The sequence below is a fragment of the Staphylococcus sp. HMSC072B07 genome, assembly GCF_001815505.1.
Classification (GTDB): domain Bacteria; phylum Bacillota; class Bacilli; order Staphylococcales; family Staphylococcaceae; genus Staphylococcus; species Staphylococcus simulans.
Genome location: NZ_KV820898.1, coordinates 118,156 through 133,540 on the forward strand (window position 1 = coordinate 118,156; position 15,385 = coordinate 133,540).

A 15,385-nucleotide genomic window follows, 5' to 3' on the forward strand; every position below is an offset into this window, starting at 1 on the left:
AGCAAAATTTTCGCTCGAATGCACCATCAGTACCTAGTCCTTACTGATTACGTGCATCAAATTCATTTCCCGTTGAAAGCAGGTAATGTTTGTGTCTCCCCACATTCATTCACCTGTTTTCATTTTGCTTAAAAAAGAAAAGCATCATATTCAGTAACAACTACCGAATACAATGCTTCTATCTATACGCTTACCAAGCGAATAATCCTACGAATGCTGCTGTTAGTAATGAAACTAAAATACCAGACAATAACATCATAGGTACATATTTCGAAACGAAATCAGATGTTTTCTTATCAACAATACCTTTTAATGTCCCGATAATCATACCGATTGTTGAGAAGTTCGCAAATGATACTAAGAAAGTAGAAATAACTGCACGTCTATGCGGATCATATGATTTAACCGCATCAGAAATTTGTCCCATGACTACGAATTCGTTTGTGACAATCTTCTTAGCCATTTGTTGCGCAACTGGCCATGCTTCGCTCCAAGGTAGACCAAGTAATAATGAGAAAGGTACCATGATGACACCTAAAATTTGGTCTAAGCCAAAGCTGAATTTGACATTGAACCAACCAATTACTGTACCTGAAAGTACGTGAAGTAAACGGTCAATTAAGTCTGCTAATGCTACGAAACTGATTACGAATGCGATAATAATCAATACTAATTTACCAGCGTTGATAACTGAGTCTCCAAGGAATGAGAAGAACGGTTGACGTTCTACACCTTCTTGTTGGATGTGGTAAATCACATCTTCACGTTCTTCAACTGTTACTGGGTTTAAGATAGAAGTAACAATAATCGCATTGATAATGTTTAATGGAATTGCTGTTAAAACAAGTTCGCCTGGAATCATCGTTACATACGCACCGACAATTGCACCAGATACTGAACTCATAGACATCATCGCAATTGTTAGTACACGCATTTCATTCATACGTTTTAACTGTTCACTTGAAACAGCTAATGCTTCTGTGTTCCCTAAGAACATCATTTCGATACCGAAGAATGATTCGAATTTTGGTTGACGTGTAATTTTAGCTAACGCCCAACCAATCCAACCGATAACTTTAGGTAAAACATTAAAGTACATTAAAATATCGAATAAAGGTACTACGAGTAAAATTGGGAATAAGGCTGCAACCGCCATATCTATTTCTTTCGTATCTACAAAGCTTTTGAACGCAAACCCTGTACCAGCGTTCGCTGATTCAATCAGCCATGCAATACCATCTGCCATTTTAGAAACTGCCGCATTTCCCCATGGGAAGAAGACAAAGAACCATGCTAAGAATAAGTTTACAATGACTAAGATACCAATTGATTTCCATTGGATCGCTTTTCTATTTCTAGAGAAGAGCACTGCAATACCTAAAAATACAATCAAACCAACAATGTTGATAAGTAAATACATTTTACACCCACCATTTCTATTATTTTATTATGTACAAGTCTACACTGACAGAATCATAACCTCCCGATTGAATTCCCTATAATCCTTACAATGTCCGCCTGTTACTTGAGATATTTCGTATTTACAAATTGTAAAAAATTTAAGTGCTTTTTTAGTATATCATGTTGGTTGTTACCTTTGAATTAGATTTTTGAGAAATGAAACAAAAATTCTTGCAATAAATATGATTGTCATAATTCGTCTATATATCTTTTTTGTTATAAAAATAAGGTTGAGACTTTTCTTCTTGTCTCAACCTTTATCATTAATCTGTCAGTTTTTGTGTCATCACAAATTCTTTATACTTTTCATGCGACTGCATTAACTCATGATGCTTACCAATACCCGTCACACGTCCACCATCTAAGAAGATAATTTGATCAGCTTTCATAATGGTAGAAAGACGGTGTGCGATTACCACAGTTGTACGTTCCTTCATTAATGTTTCTAATGATTCTTGAATTTTTCTTTCACTTTCACTATCTAAATTTGCGGTCGCTTCATCTAATAATAAAATATCAGGATTTTTCACAAAGCTGCGCGCAATATCAATACGCTGACGTTGACCACCAGAAAGTTTCAATCCGCGTTCACCGACTAAGGTATCGTATCCCTCATCAAAATCTGTAATGAATTCGTGACAGTTCGCTAATTGTGTATACTGCATTAATTCAGCATCTGTCACTTTTCGGTTGATACCATATAAGATATTATCTCGAATTGTACCACTCATCATCGCATTAGACTGCATGACATAACCAATTTTATTACGCCAATCCGATAGCGGTAATTGATAGATAGAAACATCATTATAAAGGATGTCTCCGTGTGTCACGTCATACATTCGTTCTATTAAATTGAAAATCGTACTTTTTCCTGATCCTGATGGCCCTACAAATGCAGTTACTTTACCCTTTGGAATATTAAAATTCAAATCATGTAAGACTTCTTTTGTATCATAACCAAATGAAACTTCTTTAAATGCGATGTCACCATTACCTAAAGATTGACCCGTAGGCATGTAGACTTCTTCTAACGGTTCTTGCATGATTTCATGAATACGGCTGCTTGCTCCGACTGCTTTCTTATAATCTGTCATCAATGTCGACAAGTTCACAAGCGGCATCGACATTTGAATAACATAAAAAATCATCGCAACAAGTGTTCCTGCAGTAATTGCGCCTGATGAAATAAGGATACCTCCGAAACCAAGAATTATCCCGATTGTTAACAACATGATCAAACCGGAAATCGGTTGGATGACTGCCGCAATTTTCGCTTGTTTCAGACCCAGCTTATAAATTTCTTTTAAATTTATATGTGCTTTATCTAGTTCAACTTGTTCCGTATTGGCAACTTTAACTAAACGCATTTCCGTTAATACACGTCCAAGCAAACCACTGAAGTTCGCAATTTCTGCTTGTGTACGTGTAGAAATTTTCTGCATGACACGTCCTAAAGGGATCATAATAATCACAAATAAAGGAATCGTAATAAAAGTTAATAGCGTCATCTGCCAATCCATAATAAACAACATAATCAATGAACCGATTAATGTGATAATAGAAGGCAGCACATTCGGTAATTTTTGAGAAACAAATTCGTTAATCACTTTAGTGTCATCTGTTAAACGACTCATTAACTGTCCACTTTCATTCACATCAAAGAAACGCATTCTTAAACGAATGATGTGTTCCCATACAACAGTACGAATCGCATAAATAATTTTTTCACCGATTTTACTTAATAAGTATAAGCCGATACCGCTTAAGACTGCATTCAACGCAAACACAGCAATAAAAATTAAAATAAACTGCATGTTGAAGGATTCGCCAGTAAATTTATCAACCATTCTTCCAGTAAATAAAGGGACAATTAAACCACTGATGCTCCCTAAGGAAGAAATAGATACTGCAATCGCAATCAAGCCGACTGGCCATGTCAGTTTCTTCAATAAGAATAAGAGTGGATTAGATGTTTTGTTAGTCTGTTTCATTTTTCACGCTTACCTCAATTATAGTTTTATGTTTCTTCTTAAATTATGATGCATAGTCCCGACTTTTCACATGATTTTAGACGTCCGGGCACCCTTCGGTCAGACAACCGTCAGACTGACGTCTAAAATAGGCATAATTTTCATATATTTATTGTTCCCTTGTATCAAACTACTTTTATGATAAAATAGTTTTACTGTGAAACTATTATTGTTGAAGGACTGAAACATACATAATGAAAAAGATAGTAATACTGACACTGTTAATATTCTTCGTAAGTACCATTATAACACCATTTTCTGATGCGGACACTGAAACCAAATCACCTGTCCAAATCGCTAATGAACGCGGTCAAAATATCGGAGAAGGTTTTGAACCAGAAAGTGCTGTGAACATTAGTCAAACCGGGCAAGTACTCTACAGCTATCATATGGATAAGAAATGGTACCCCGCTTCAATGACGAAATTGATGACAATGTACCTGACGTTAGAAGCTGTTAAAGAAGGTAAATTATCGTTAGATGACAAAGTGAAAATCACTGATAAACATTATGCGATGTCTACCCTTCCAGAGTTAAGTAATACCAAATTATATCCTGGTGAAACTTATACCATCAGTGAATTGCTTCAAATTACGGTTTCAGCCTCTAGTAATGCGGCTGCATTGATTTTAGCAAATGAAGTTTCTGATTCCACTTCTGATTTTACCGACAAGATGAACGAAAAAGCTAAAGAAATCGGGATGAACCATACACACTTTGTAAATCCGACAGGCGCTGAAAATAACTTATTAAAAAGTTTTGCGCCAAAACGTTATAAAGATGAAATGTCTAGTATATCAACCGCAAGAGATTTCGCGATTTTATCACAACGTGTCGTGCAAGATACACCTAAAGTGCTTAAATTTACTAAAGCAATCTCACCAACTCAACACGGTGTAACATATTATACGTTCAACTGGTCGCTTGAAGGTTCTGAATTGAGCTTACCTGGTACAGATGGTTTAAAAACCGGATCAAGCGACATCGCTGATTACAACCACACATTAAGTACTAAGCGTGATGGCTTCCGTATTGATCAAGCTATGATGGGTGCAGGTGACTTCGAACATCTAGGCGGAGATAAAGAACGTAATAAAATGGGCAACAGTTTAATCAATCGTTCATTTGAACAATATAAATACGTTAAAGTTATGTCTAAAGGACAACACAAAATCAATAATAAAACCTATTACGTGAAAAAAGATTTATACGATGTTGTTCCAAGCAATCTTAAAAAAGAAGATTATAAATTCGTCGTAGAAGATGGCAAGCTTCATCTAGACTATGACCGACAATTTATCTCAAAAGATTATGGCCCGCCATCAGTAGATGTTCAACGTCCATTGATGCGAAAAGCAACAACATTCGCAGAATCTTCTTGGAGTACACATCCGATTCTAACGAGCCTTGGCGTTGCATTTATTGTCGCAGCACTAGCCATCGTCGTTTATATGATTATTTCATCATTCGGACGTAAGAAATAATGTTGAAATTTTAAATACAAATCAAAAACAGAGGTATAACTGCCAAGCCTTGGCGATTATACCTCTGTTTTTATTTTATCTGGCATCTTTACCATATAATTCTTTTTTGATTTGTGTCGTAGAAATACCTTCTGTACGTTTTAAGTAAATCACTTCGCATTTGTCTTTTAAGAAGTCGAATTCGCCTTCCCAATCATGACCCATGACAAAAGTATCTACATCATAACGTTCCACATCACGTTCTTTTTGACCCCAATCATCCTCAGGAATGACTAAGTCTACATAACGAATAGATTCCAACATCATTTTTCGTTGTTCATAATTGTAGTAAGATTTTTTATTTTTAATGCGGTTAAATTCATCTGTAGAGAGTGCCACAATCAGGTAATCTCCCATTTCTCTCGCTCTTCTCAGTAATTCAATATGACCATAATGCAATAAGTCATATGTACCGTACGTAATAACTCTCTTCAAATTTAAACCCTCCTTCACAATTTTAGTTACTGTAAAAAAATAACACATTTCACTCTTCAATTCATATTAAAATTGTAAGTTCGCTTATTTTTTTAACGCGCTTTTTAAAGCAGCACGCCCTCTAAAAGCTGATTGTTTAGGCACTAATTGTGCTTTGAACGCTAAATAGTTCGGACGTCCGATGCCTACTTTGTTCAACGCTACACGCCATTGACGATAATAATGCAACGTCCAACCTTTACAGCCGCCTTCCATCACTTTGACAATTCTAAATAATGCATCGCCATCATAATGCGTCTTTTGCATACCTTCAATGTATTGGATAACTGTATCTAATAATTCTTGTGTCACTTTTGGTTTTTCTGTCACATAAGCTTGAAGCATATAACTGACAATCAATTCATCCATACGATAGCTATAATATTGTTGTACATTACGAAGTCTCAAGTAATCCATCACGCGGCCACGTACAATATAAGCATCGTGCATATAATCAAAGAAACGCTCAACACTGCGTGCTGTAATCGAGTTCTCACGTACATTATAGCCCGCAATAATATCTGGTAACAATTGAATATCATGTGCTTGATTAAATGCATGTGCCATAAATGTATGTTCTTCACAAAAAACAATGTCTTCATCAAAACGTAAATCTTTGAAACGTGCGCTGAACATCTTATCTCTTGGTCCGATAGATTGCAGCATCGCTGGGCATTGCGCTAAATTCACAACTTCATCTTTTTTAATTTCTTCATGTGTCGGGAAAGTACGCCATTCACCATGATAATCACGTCCTGTTTGTCCAATCACGATTTCAACATCGTCATTTTGTTCATAACGACGTGCCATCACATCGATACGGCTCGGTAAAAATTCATCATCAGCATCTAAAAACATGAAGACATCGCCTGTAATATGAGATAAGCCGACATTACGACTAGCCGCTGCGCCTTTGTTAGATTGACTGATAATTTTGACGTGCTTATTTTCTTTTTGAATTGTTTCAAGTGCTTCAAGTGTGCCATCTGTAGAACCATCATTAATACAAATAATTTCATGATCGTATTTCGTATCAATGGAACTGACTGCTTTCTTAATGACTTCTTCTGAGTTATAAACTGGAATAATAATAGAAATTTTCATCGTTTCACCAATTCTTTTATATAATTTGATATCTGATTTAAAGTTTCATCCGTATTGTAATCATGCCATTCATTAAAGAGCGGCGGATAATGTTCTAAACCTTCTTTTAATTTATGCAGCAACTCTGCTTCATTATATGCTTTATAGTTTTCAGGAATTTGCCAATAGTAATGATTCAAACCCCGATCCGCTTCATATTCCGCTTGATCGTAAACATAAAATAAGGCAGGTTTATTCAATAAACTCGCTTCAATCGCAAGTGAACTATAATCTGTAATGATGACATCTGCCATCAAGAACAAGTGTTGTGTCTCAATATCAGATGTAGACCCTTGTCTTACAGCTGGATGTAATTTATTGATAATGGTATAGCCTGGCAACTCCTGTTCAAAATGTTGTGCATCAATCGTTCTGTTTGCTGCTTGATGTTCTCTGTATGTCGGTACATATACTGCAAGCTTATCTTTAATCCCATACTGTTGTTTCAACTTTTCTTTTTGTTGTTCTAAGTTAACTGTAAAGTACTGTTGCATTCTAGGCAAACCAAAGCGTAACATTTGTTCAGGTGTTGCACTAAAAGCATTTCTAAAACAAATTTCCATTGGGTCGCCACCTATGAGATAGTAATCTGTCGCATGATATACTTTCAAATACTGATCTACCATTTTCTTGTTAGACAAATCGACCGCATGATCTTTTAGGCCGAAGTACTTTAAAGCGCCTGCCGCATGCCATGTTTGAATGACAGTCTGCCCTTTTTTCTTGCGATAACCTCCCATTAACAAATAGTAATTATCTACAAAAATAACTTTAGCAGTGGCTAATGCTTTTAATTGCGCAATAACGTTTTTATTACTGTTGATGACATAATCAACACCTGATAATTGTGCAACTTGTTTTTTATCTTTTTCTTTACCGATGATAGTTAAACGGTAACCTTCATTATGAAACCTTTGAACTAAAGGCCATATATCTTCTTTAAAGCTCATAAACAACACAATATGATGCGTATCGATTTTTTTATTGAACCATAATGTATTAAATACATTGATAATGGTTAAATACAGCTTCTTGATGACTTGTCTCATGTTTTTCACCTCTGCTTATTTTAAAAAAACTCCAAACACGCTAAAACATGCTTGGAGTTTACTCTTAAATAATCTTACATAAAGTCTGCAAATTGATCTCTGTAGCGCATGTGCAGAATCGAACCTACAAAGAATATAAATACGACAATAAATACGTTGTAAAGTGCTAATTGCCAATGATCAATAAAATACCAGTTATGATACAGTACTGCTGCACGGTATGATTCTGCGATGAAATAAATCGGATTCAACATCAGAATCTTTTGTACAATCGAACCTGGCTTAGCGACCCATAAAATTGGTGATGCATAGAATAATACACGCATTAACGCTTGCATCATCATTTGTGTATCACGAATTAATACACCTAGAGTCGAAGTTAAGATTGCGACAGCACTTGTAGCAATGTACGCAAATGGTACGTATAAGAATAACTGAATAATATGTATCGTCGGATAAATACCTGAAGCGATACAGAAAATAATAATAATCCCGAGTAATGCTAAATGTCCATATAATTTTGCAGTTACGGTATACGTCGGAATAATCGATAACGGGAAATTCATTTTCGCCACTTGATTATATTTCGATACAATCGAGCGTGTCCCATCTAATATTCCTTGGTTGATAAAGAACCACATACTGATACCGACAAGCATCCAGAAGATGAAGGGTATCCCATCAACCGGTGCGTTTGTACGAATCCCGAATCCGAACACGAACCAGTAGACTAAAATTTGGATAAGCGGGTTAATTAACTCCCACGCCATACCTAAGTAGTTATTATGGTTAGCAATTTTCAACTCAAATTGTGCTAACCTGTGGATCAAATAAAATCCTTTAATATGTTCTTTCAGAACAGTTATTAATGCTCCCATGTTCAAACCACGCTTTCAAACGATTTGCGCATTTCATTACATATGCTTATGTAATTTTTTCTCTATGCTTGAAATATATCCATCTCAACATTATACGTAATTATAATATAGAATGGAATAATTTTCATTACTAATGGCAAAGAAATGACTTTAACGACGAAAATAATGACCAATTCTTCAAGAAATGGTAAAATTTATAGCGTTGAAGAATTCATATGCGTTTTGACCGCTCGGCATCGCAATATGTACTATAATAGAGTAAATAGAGGTTAAGGAAGAGGTTATACAATGAAAGATGTATCTGTAAAGATGGATAATATTACAAAAGAATATCGTATCTATCGTAATAACAAAGAACGAATCAAAGATGCGCTCATTCCTAATCATAAGAACAAAACATTTTACGCGTTAAAAGATGTCTCAATGACAGCGTATAAAGGTGATATTATCGGTTTAGTCGGCATCAACGGTTCAGGCAAATCAACCCTCAGCAATATTATCGGCGGATCTTTATCCAACACTGCAGGTTCAATTGAAAAAAATGGTGAAGTCAGTGTTATTGCGATCAATGCAGGGCTTAACGCACAATTAACAGGATTAGAAAATATTGAATTTAAAATGTTGTGCATGGGCTTTACACGTAAAGAAATTAAAAAGCTCACACCTAAAATCGTTGAATTCAGTGAACTGGGAGAGTTTATTTACCAACCCGTTAAAAAGTATTCAAGTGGTATGCGTGCTAAACTTGGTTTCTCTATCAACGTCACGATTGATCCGGATATTTTAGTGATTGACGAAGCGTTGTCTGTCGGAGACCAAACATTCACGCAAAAATCATTAGACAAAATCCACGAATTTAAAGAAGCAGGCAAAACGATTTTCTTCGTCAGCCATAACATCGGCCAAGTCCGTCAATTCTGTACAAAAATCGCTTGGATTGAAGGCGGACGCTTGAAACAATTCGGCGAAGTTGAGGAAGTATTGCCTAAGTACGAACAATTCCTTAAAGACTTTAAAAAGAAATCTAAAGCAGACCAAAAAGCTTTCCGTAAAAACTTAGACGAAGAAAGATTTGTAATGAAATAAACAATTGAAGCTGTAAAAGAAATCGCAGTATAAACTGCTTTTTCTTTTCCTCTTCTACTTCACTCTTTTAAAGCGATATTGATATTTCTGAATCTTTTTACTTAAAAAACTTTAAGCAAACCTCTTTAAATCAAAGAAAAAAAGTATTATCATTAAGTACAAGTGTATTAACAACAGGCAAAATAATATTGCACACTTGATTAATGTCGGATGCTCTCATACAATGACATTTTGATACAAGTAATCATTTCAATAGTCTTGCTGCACACTTCATTTTCTTTAAAGTGAAGGTGTATCAAAATATTGAAATCTAATCAGCCTGAACTTCAATATGTCATATCATTTCTCAAGTAAGCAGGTGATTGATATAGCTAAACAAAATAAGACACAAGCATTTGCGAACCTTGTCCGTGCGTATCGTAAAGAACACATCGGCAAAGGTCCCGAACAAATCAAAGTGTTTTTCAAAGATAACTGGGCGGTTGCCCATATGACAGGAAGCCTAAGTAAAGTTGAAAACTTCTATTTGCGTAATACTCAAAGTAAGGAATTCGAAAGAATGCTTAAATTTGGACGTACAGAAGAAATTAAACAACTTTACAACCAACATCCACCTACAGAAATGGAAGAATTGGTAGGCGCGAAATTTGTAAAACTATTTACAGATGTTAATTTAGAAGATGATGAAGTCATTTCAATATTCGTGTTCGATCGCAATATTGAATCGTAATAGAATATATTAGGATTGGTGTAAGATACTCGGTGCTGTTTACTAACCTACTTTGAAACTCGTAAAGACTTTTCAAGGAGGTGATGCATGTAAACAGGAGCGAGTTTTTTTATTTCCCTATAACATTAAATTGAACTTACCTTATTAAACAACCATTCATTTCTATAAAAATTTTCAATACGCTACACTCACCACTATAGTAGTCTATTGAAACCAGCCCAATTATAACAATGTGCTTTACGTATAAGAAAACAGCCCATTCTATACGCACAAAGCTGATACAACAGCAATTCTCTTGCAACCTCCTGTTTTAAAATGTTTGATTGAAAAAGCTAATCATAAACATTGCAAGATGCTGTCATAGCTACACAATAACCCTAACAACAACCGGTAAGTTCAAATTAAGTGCCAAATAGTAATCAGTATGCCTATAACAGCAATTGATGGTTAAAATAAATCTGCGTTAAAATTTAAAACGCGCTAAGTATTGAAATAAGGTAACAATGCATATATTCTGCTGATTGAATTCCCACAATTCATCACCACCAGCAGTGCCCTCAACTTTCTTATGCTTCACGTTACTATTTCAAACTTACAACACAACCCTTACTCAAATAAAACAGAGTTTAAGTCGCTCTGAATGATAATCATCGATCAAACGCACACCTGTTATATGGAAATGAGCCCAAACAAAACGTTTAAACTCAATCTTGAAAATCACACGACGATTCAGAACGTGATTAGCCCTGCATTCTGAATCCTACCCTCATTAATAAAAATGTCAAAAAACCTGTGTTCAATTAAGCTCCCTCAACTACTTAATTGAAACACATGAAACTATAAAATAATAACCCTTAAAAATAAAACGCATTGCAGCTACCCTTTCTACTGCAATGCGTATTTTTTATATTCAATTATCGTTTTAAACTTACTCTACTGAGTTTAAAACATCTCTTTCTACTTTCAATTGTTCGATGAAGTCTTTCACATCTACGCTAGTTTCTTCAGAAGCACCGCGTTTTCTTACCGCAACTGTACCATTTTCTACTTCGTTATCTCCCACAACAAGTGTATATGGTACTTTTCTTAAGTGTGCTTGACGGATTTTATAACCCATTTTTTCGTCTGAAAGATCTAGATCTACTCTGAAGCCTTCAGCTTTCAATTGACGTTTCAAGCCTTTTACCGCATCTAAATGCAAGTCTGCATTGACAGGAATCACTTCTAATTGTACAGGTGCTAACCATAATGGTAAGTTTCCGCCAAAGTGTTCAAGTAAGATACCGATGAAACGATCGCTTGAACCGTAAATTGCACGGTGGATAACCACTGGACGTTCTTTTTCTCCGTCTTTATTAACGAAAGTTAAATCGAATTTTTCAGGCATTTGGAAATCTAGTTGTACAGTACCGCATTGGTGACTACGTCCTAATGCATCTTTGATGTGAATATCAATTTTAGGACCATAGAACGCGCCGTCTTTTTCATTGACTGTATATTCAAAACCATGTTGATTCAATACATTTTCTAATGATTGTTCAGCGAAATCCCAAAGTTCGATTTCACCCATAAAGTCATCTGGACGAGTAGAAAGTTCAATACTGTAATCGAAGCCGAAGACACTATATACTTTATGAATCAAACCTAAGACATCTAAGATTTCTGATTCGATTTGGTCACGACGTACAAAGATATGTGCATCATCTTGGTTGAATGTTCTTACACGGAATAAACCATTTAAAGAACCGCTTAATTCATGACGGTGTACTTGTCCGAACTCAGCCATACGAATTGGTAAATCACGATATGAATGTAAATGATTTTTGTAAATCAACATATGTCCAGGACAGTTCATTGGTTTTAACGCATAAGTTTGTTCATCAACTTCAGTGAAGTACATATTGTCTTGGTAGTGATCCCAGTGTCCACTGTTTTTCCATAAAGTTTCGTCCATGATAAATGGAGTATAGACTTCTTCATAATCCGCTTCAAACTGTAATTGTCTCAACATATTTTGTAATTCCAAACGAATCACTTGGCCGTTATGCGCATAGAATGGCATACCTGGTGCAAATTCTGAGAATGAGAAGATATCTAGTTCTTTACCTAAACGACGATGGTTCACTTGTTCATATTTATCAATAAACGCTTGATGGTCTTCTAAGGCTTTCGCATCTGCGAATGCAAAACCAGATACACGTTGTAATGCTTCGTTGTTCACATCTCTTAACCAGTTAGTCGCAGATACGGCTTGCAAACTGAAGTTTTTCACTTTAGATAAATTATGCACTAAAGGTTGGTCGATGACTGCTGCATAGTCTCCATGAACCGCAACTTTCACAGGCTCTGAGGCTTGTTCAATATGATGTTGCATAAAAGCATTTTCATTAAATTGGTCTAATGCGTCTAATTTTGATAATTCACGAACTTCAATTGGATGATTGGCGCTTACTGCTTTTTGAATGTCTTTAGAAACTTTTTCTAAATCCGCTGCTTTCAAGTTTTCTTCAGGTTTGAAGTCTACAAAGAATTGTTCTTTGTTTACACCGAATCCCGCAACTTTTGCGCCATGTTTCTCAAGCACTTCTCCTGCTAAATAACCTAAAGTATAACGAATGGCTTCTAACCCTTTTTCATCTTCATATGTCAAGAATTCAACTTGGCAATCTTCTCCGATGTATTCGTTCAAACCATAAAATGTGCCATCCACATTCGCAACCGCAACTTTTTTCGCAAAAGAACTGCCGATTTGTTGCGCAACTTGGTAAAGTGTTGTGCCTTGTGCCACCTCCAATTTGCGTTGATCTGGTAAAGTAACGATAACTTGTTCTGCCATAATTATTGCCTCCTTAAATTCTAATGGTTGATTTTATTCAATAAAAAAACTGCACTTATCCTCTGATAACAGGGACGAGTGCAGTTTATGCTCGTGGTACCACCCACATTCGAAACAAGTACTTAAATAAGACTTAAAATAAGAGTTGCTCTCCTAGAAGTCTCAACTTGCTTCCTCATTAGAATGGCGTAACATGCCATTAGTCGGTATGCTTTCACATACATCTCAAAAGGAGTAAAACACAGTTTAAGTAATTAGAAAGCTTCCAGCCGCTGACTTTCTATCTCTGACTTAAATCTTGTATTTCATATCTTTTTCATCGAATCCGTTTTTAAATTAAGTACATTGTATCGTAACGATTACGATTCTGCAATATATTTTTTATAAGTTCATCATTTTGTAAAACTTGAAAACGTTTTATTCTTTAAATCATTTCCTCATTATTTTATTTAATGGCTTACCTTTTGCGAGCTCATCTACGATCTTATCTAAATAGCGAATTTCCTGCATTAAAGGTGCTTCAATGTTTTCAACACGAATGCCGCAAATGACACCCGTAATTAACTTGCGGTTCGGATTTAAGTCAGGTGCTTGCGCAAAGAAATCTTCAAACGGTACTCGCTCATCTAATACTTGTTGTAAACCTGCTTCATCATATCCTGTTAACCAAGTGATTACTTCATGCAATTCATCTTTTGTACGCCCTTTTTTCTCAACCTTTGTCACATAATGCGGATAAACACTTGCGAATGCCATATCATAAATTTTATGTCTTGCCACGCATGTCACTCCTCTGCTTGTATTTATTTCTATTATACCCCTTCTTTTGATGGCATGTTGATGCCGTTATCAAAAACATCTTTTGGCACAATTTTAGTAAATACAACTACTATCATGACGAAAACTAATCCTGTAATCAGAAATACAAGCGTGTAATTGAAACCAAGAATAAAGCTGAAGAACATAATACTTAAAGGTTTGGTGAATTGACTGAGCGCAAAGCTGACAGAGAAGACCCTTGCTTTATAACTTTCCTCGATACGTTTTTGGAAGTAGATTTGAAGTGGAATATTACTGTATTGTGCGCTGAAACCTAATACAATATAAACGCCAATTAACGCTAACACCCCAGCTAAATTTCCCATTGCCATCATCGTAATCAATGCCAACGCAAAGAAAATCATCGCAATCGTGTAGCTCGATCCAATTAAATATAAACGTAAATTTTGTTTAGGCGGGAAAATCGCAAGAATGATACTGCCTAACGCCATGCTGATTGTTAAAGAAGCCTCTCATCCAAATGCACTTGAAGATACATGCATCTTTTGAATGGCTAACATTGAAATGCCAATCGGTATCGCATACAAAATAATATTAATCACTGCCAAATAAACCACCATCGTCGCTAAATCCTTTTTAGCCCATATGTAGTGAAAACCTTTTTTGAAATTATTGATGAAAGCTTGGTTCTCTTTTTCCACATGTCTGTTTAAAGGTATAAATGCTATCGTCAACATGGCGAGTGATTCAGTCACTAAAATCACATATCCCATTTGTTCAATAGAAAGGAATCCTACCACAATACCGCCGATTACTGGCGCTAAGAATGATGTGGCCATAATTACAATATTCCTTAAAGACACAAAGCGCTCTAATTGCTCCCCTGTTATCTTCGCTAAATTAGATTCAATGATTAAACCTACTGGCACATCAGTCGCAGTAAGCATCATCATTAAAATAACCAGTGCCCATAAATGATTTTGATACCCCACTAAAAACACAGTGATGGATAGCACGCTTAATAATTGCGCAATGAAGATCATCTTTCGATTACTTTTATAATCGGCTAGGTTCCCCATAATTGGACCTAACACAATTTGAACTACAGCCATCATACCTATAACAAAACCGTATAATGCACCATTGCTTGTTTCTCTTAAAATATAAAACGAACAAGCAAAGAAAAAGATTTCCGAACCAAAGGTCGAAACTAAATCGAAAATCAATAATAGAATCCCTTTTTTCATGTTGTCACCTCTTGATGTTTGTTGTTTATGCTCTTAAAGAAATGATTGTCACAAATCATGTCTCAATCATGCTTATCAAGACACTTCATATGTGAATGATACAATATTACTTTATTTTTCTAAATATTCTATACACATTATGTAG

At 35.6% G+C, this 15,385-nt stretch carries 13 protein-coding genes; 3 read left to right on the top strand and 10 right to left on the bottom strand.

The features are described 5' to 3' along the window. Positions 1 to 190: 190 nt before the first annotated feature. Together HMPREF3031_RS01415 and HMPREF3031_RS01420 are read right to left on the bottom strand one after the other, a co-directional pair. Complete coding sequence (locus tag HMPREF3031_RS01415) at positions 191 to 1,420, bottom strand: NupC/NupG family nucleoside CNT transporter (protein WP_002481428.1); 1,230 nt, start codon at positions 1,418 to 1,420, stop codon at positions 191 to 193. A 304-nt stretch (positions 1,421 to 1,724) separates the two neighbouring features. Continuing rightward, positions 1,725 to 3,455 carry an ABC transporter ATP-binding protein gene (locus tag HMPREF3031_RS01420; RefSeq protein WP_002481427.1) on the bottom strand — a complete coding sequence of 577 codons (1,731 nt, stop codon included), beginning with the start codon at positions 3,453 to 3,455 and terminating at the stop codon, positions 1,725 to 1,727. Between the two features lie 233 nt (positions 3,456 to 3,688). On the opposite strand from HMPREF3031_RS01420, the gene pbp4 reads away from it, so the two are divergent. Then, positions 3,689 to 4,978, top strand: a complete 1,290-nt coding sequence (gene pbp4, locus HMPREF3031_RS01425; RefSeq protein ID WP_002481426.1) for a penicillin-binding protein PBP4 — start codon at positions 3,689 to 3,691, stop codon at positions 4,976 to 4,978. 75 nt (positions 4,979 to 5,053) lie between these two features. Here the strand turns inward: pbp4 and tagD are convergent, their stop codons facing one another. The 4 genes from tagD to HMPREF3031_RS01445 form a co-directional block, all read right to left on the bottom strand. Beyond that, the gene (gene tagD / locus HMPREF3031_RS01430) at positions 5,054 to 5,452 is read right to left on the bottom strand and encodes a glycerol-3-phosphate cytidylyltransferase (RefSeq protein WP_002481425.1); all 399 of its coding nucleotides are present in this window, start codon (positions 5,450 to 5,452) and stop codon (positions 5,054 to 5,056) included. Positions 5,453 to 5,536: 84 nt separating this feature from the next. After that, the gene (locus HMPREF3031_RS01435) at positions 5,537 to 6,595 is read right to left on the bottom strand and encodes a glycosyltransferase family 2 protein (RefSeq protein WP_002481424.1); all 1,059 of its coding nucleotides are present in this window, start codon (positions 6,593 to 6,595) and stop codon (positions 5,537 to 5,539) included. Next, positions 6,592 to 7,683 (bottom strand): teichoic acid glycerol-phosphate primase TarB, encoded by a 1,092-nt coding sequence (gene tarB, locus HMPREF3031_RS01440; protein ID WP_002481423.1) that lies wholly within the window; start codon positions 7,681 to 7,683, stop codon positions 6,592 to 6,594. Before tarB ends, HMPREF3031_RS01435 begins: the two co-directional genes overlap by 4 nt. 74 nt (positions 7,684 to 7,757) lie before the next feature. Continuing rightward, the gene (locus tag HMPREF3031_RS01445) at positions 7,758 to 8,561 is read right to left on the bottom strand and encodes an ABC transporter permease (RefSeq protein WP_023015447.1); all 804 of its coding nucleotides are present in this window, start codon (positions 8,559 to 8,561) and stop codon (positions 7,758 to 7,760) included. 288 nt (positions 8,562 to 8,849) lie between these two features. Between HMPREF3031_RS01445 and tagH the strand changes: the two genes are divergently transcribed. After that, positions 8,850 to 9,647, top strand: a complete 798-nt coding sequence (tagH, locus tag HMPREF3031_RS01450; RefSeq protein WP_002481421.1) for a teichoic acids export ABC transporter ATP-binding subunit TagH — start codon at positions 8,850 to 8,852, stop codon at positions 9,645 to 9,647. A 358-nt stretch (positions 9,648 to 10,005) separates the two neighbouring features. Continuing rightward, positions 10,006 to 10,377, top strand: coding sequence for a Na-translocating system protein MpsC family protein (locus HMPREF3031_RS01455; protein WP_023015448.1), 372 nt, complete (start codon positions 10,006 to 10,008; stop codon positions 10,375 to 10,377). Between the two features lie 928 nt (positions 10,378 to 11,305). Here the strand turns inward: HMPREF3031_RS01455 and thrS are convergent. The 4 genes from thrS to HMPREF3031_RS01475 form a co-directional block, all read right to left on the bottom strand. Further along, the gene (gene thrS, locus HMPREF3031_RS01460; RefSeq protein WP_002481419.1) at positions 11,306 to 13,213 is read right to left on the bottom strand and encodes a threonine--tRNA ligase; all 1,908 of its coding nucleotides are present in this window, start codon (positions 13,211 to 13,213) and stop codon (positions 11,306 to 11,308) included. A 429-nt stretch (positions 13,214 to 13,642) separates the two neighbouring features. Then, positions 13,643 to 13,993 carry a DUF2200 domain-containing protein gene (locus HMPREF3031_RS01465; protein WP_023015450.1) on the bottom strand — a complete coding sequence of 117 codons (351 nt, stop codon included), beginning with the start codon at positions 13,991 to 13,993 and terminating at the stop codon, positions 13,643 to 13,645. 32 nt (positions 13,994 to 14,025) lie between these two features. Beyond that, complete coding sequence (locus HMPREF3031_RS01470; RefSeq protein ID WP_002481417.1) at positions 14,026 to 14,484, bottom strand: MFS transporter; 459 nt, start codon at positions 14,482 to 14,484, stop codon at positions 14,026 to 14,028. 21 nt (positions 14,485 to 14,505) lie between these two features. Then, the gene (locus tag HMPREF3031_RS01475) at positions 14,506 to 15,240 is read right to left on the bottom strand and encodes an MFS transporter (protein ID WP_002481416.1); all 735 of its coding nucleotides are present in this window, start codon (positions 15,238 to 15,240) and stop codon (positions 14,506 to 14,508) included. Positions 15,241 to 15,385 lie beyond the last annotated feature (145 nt).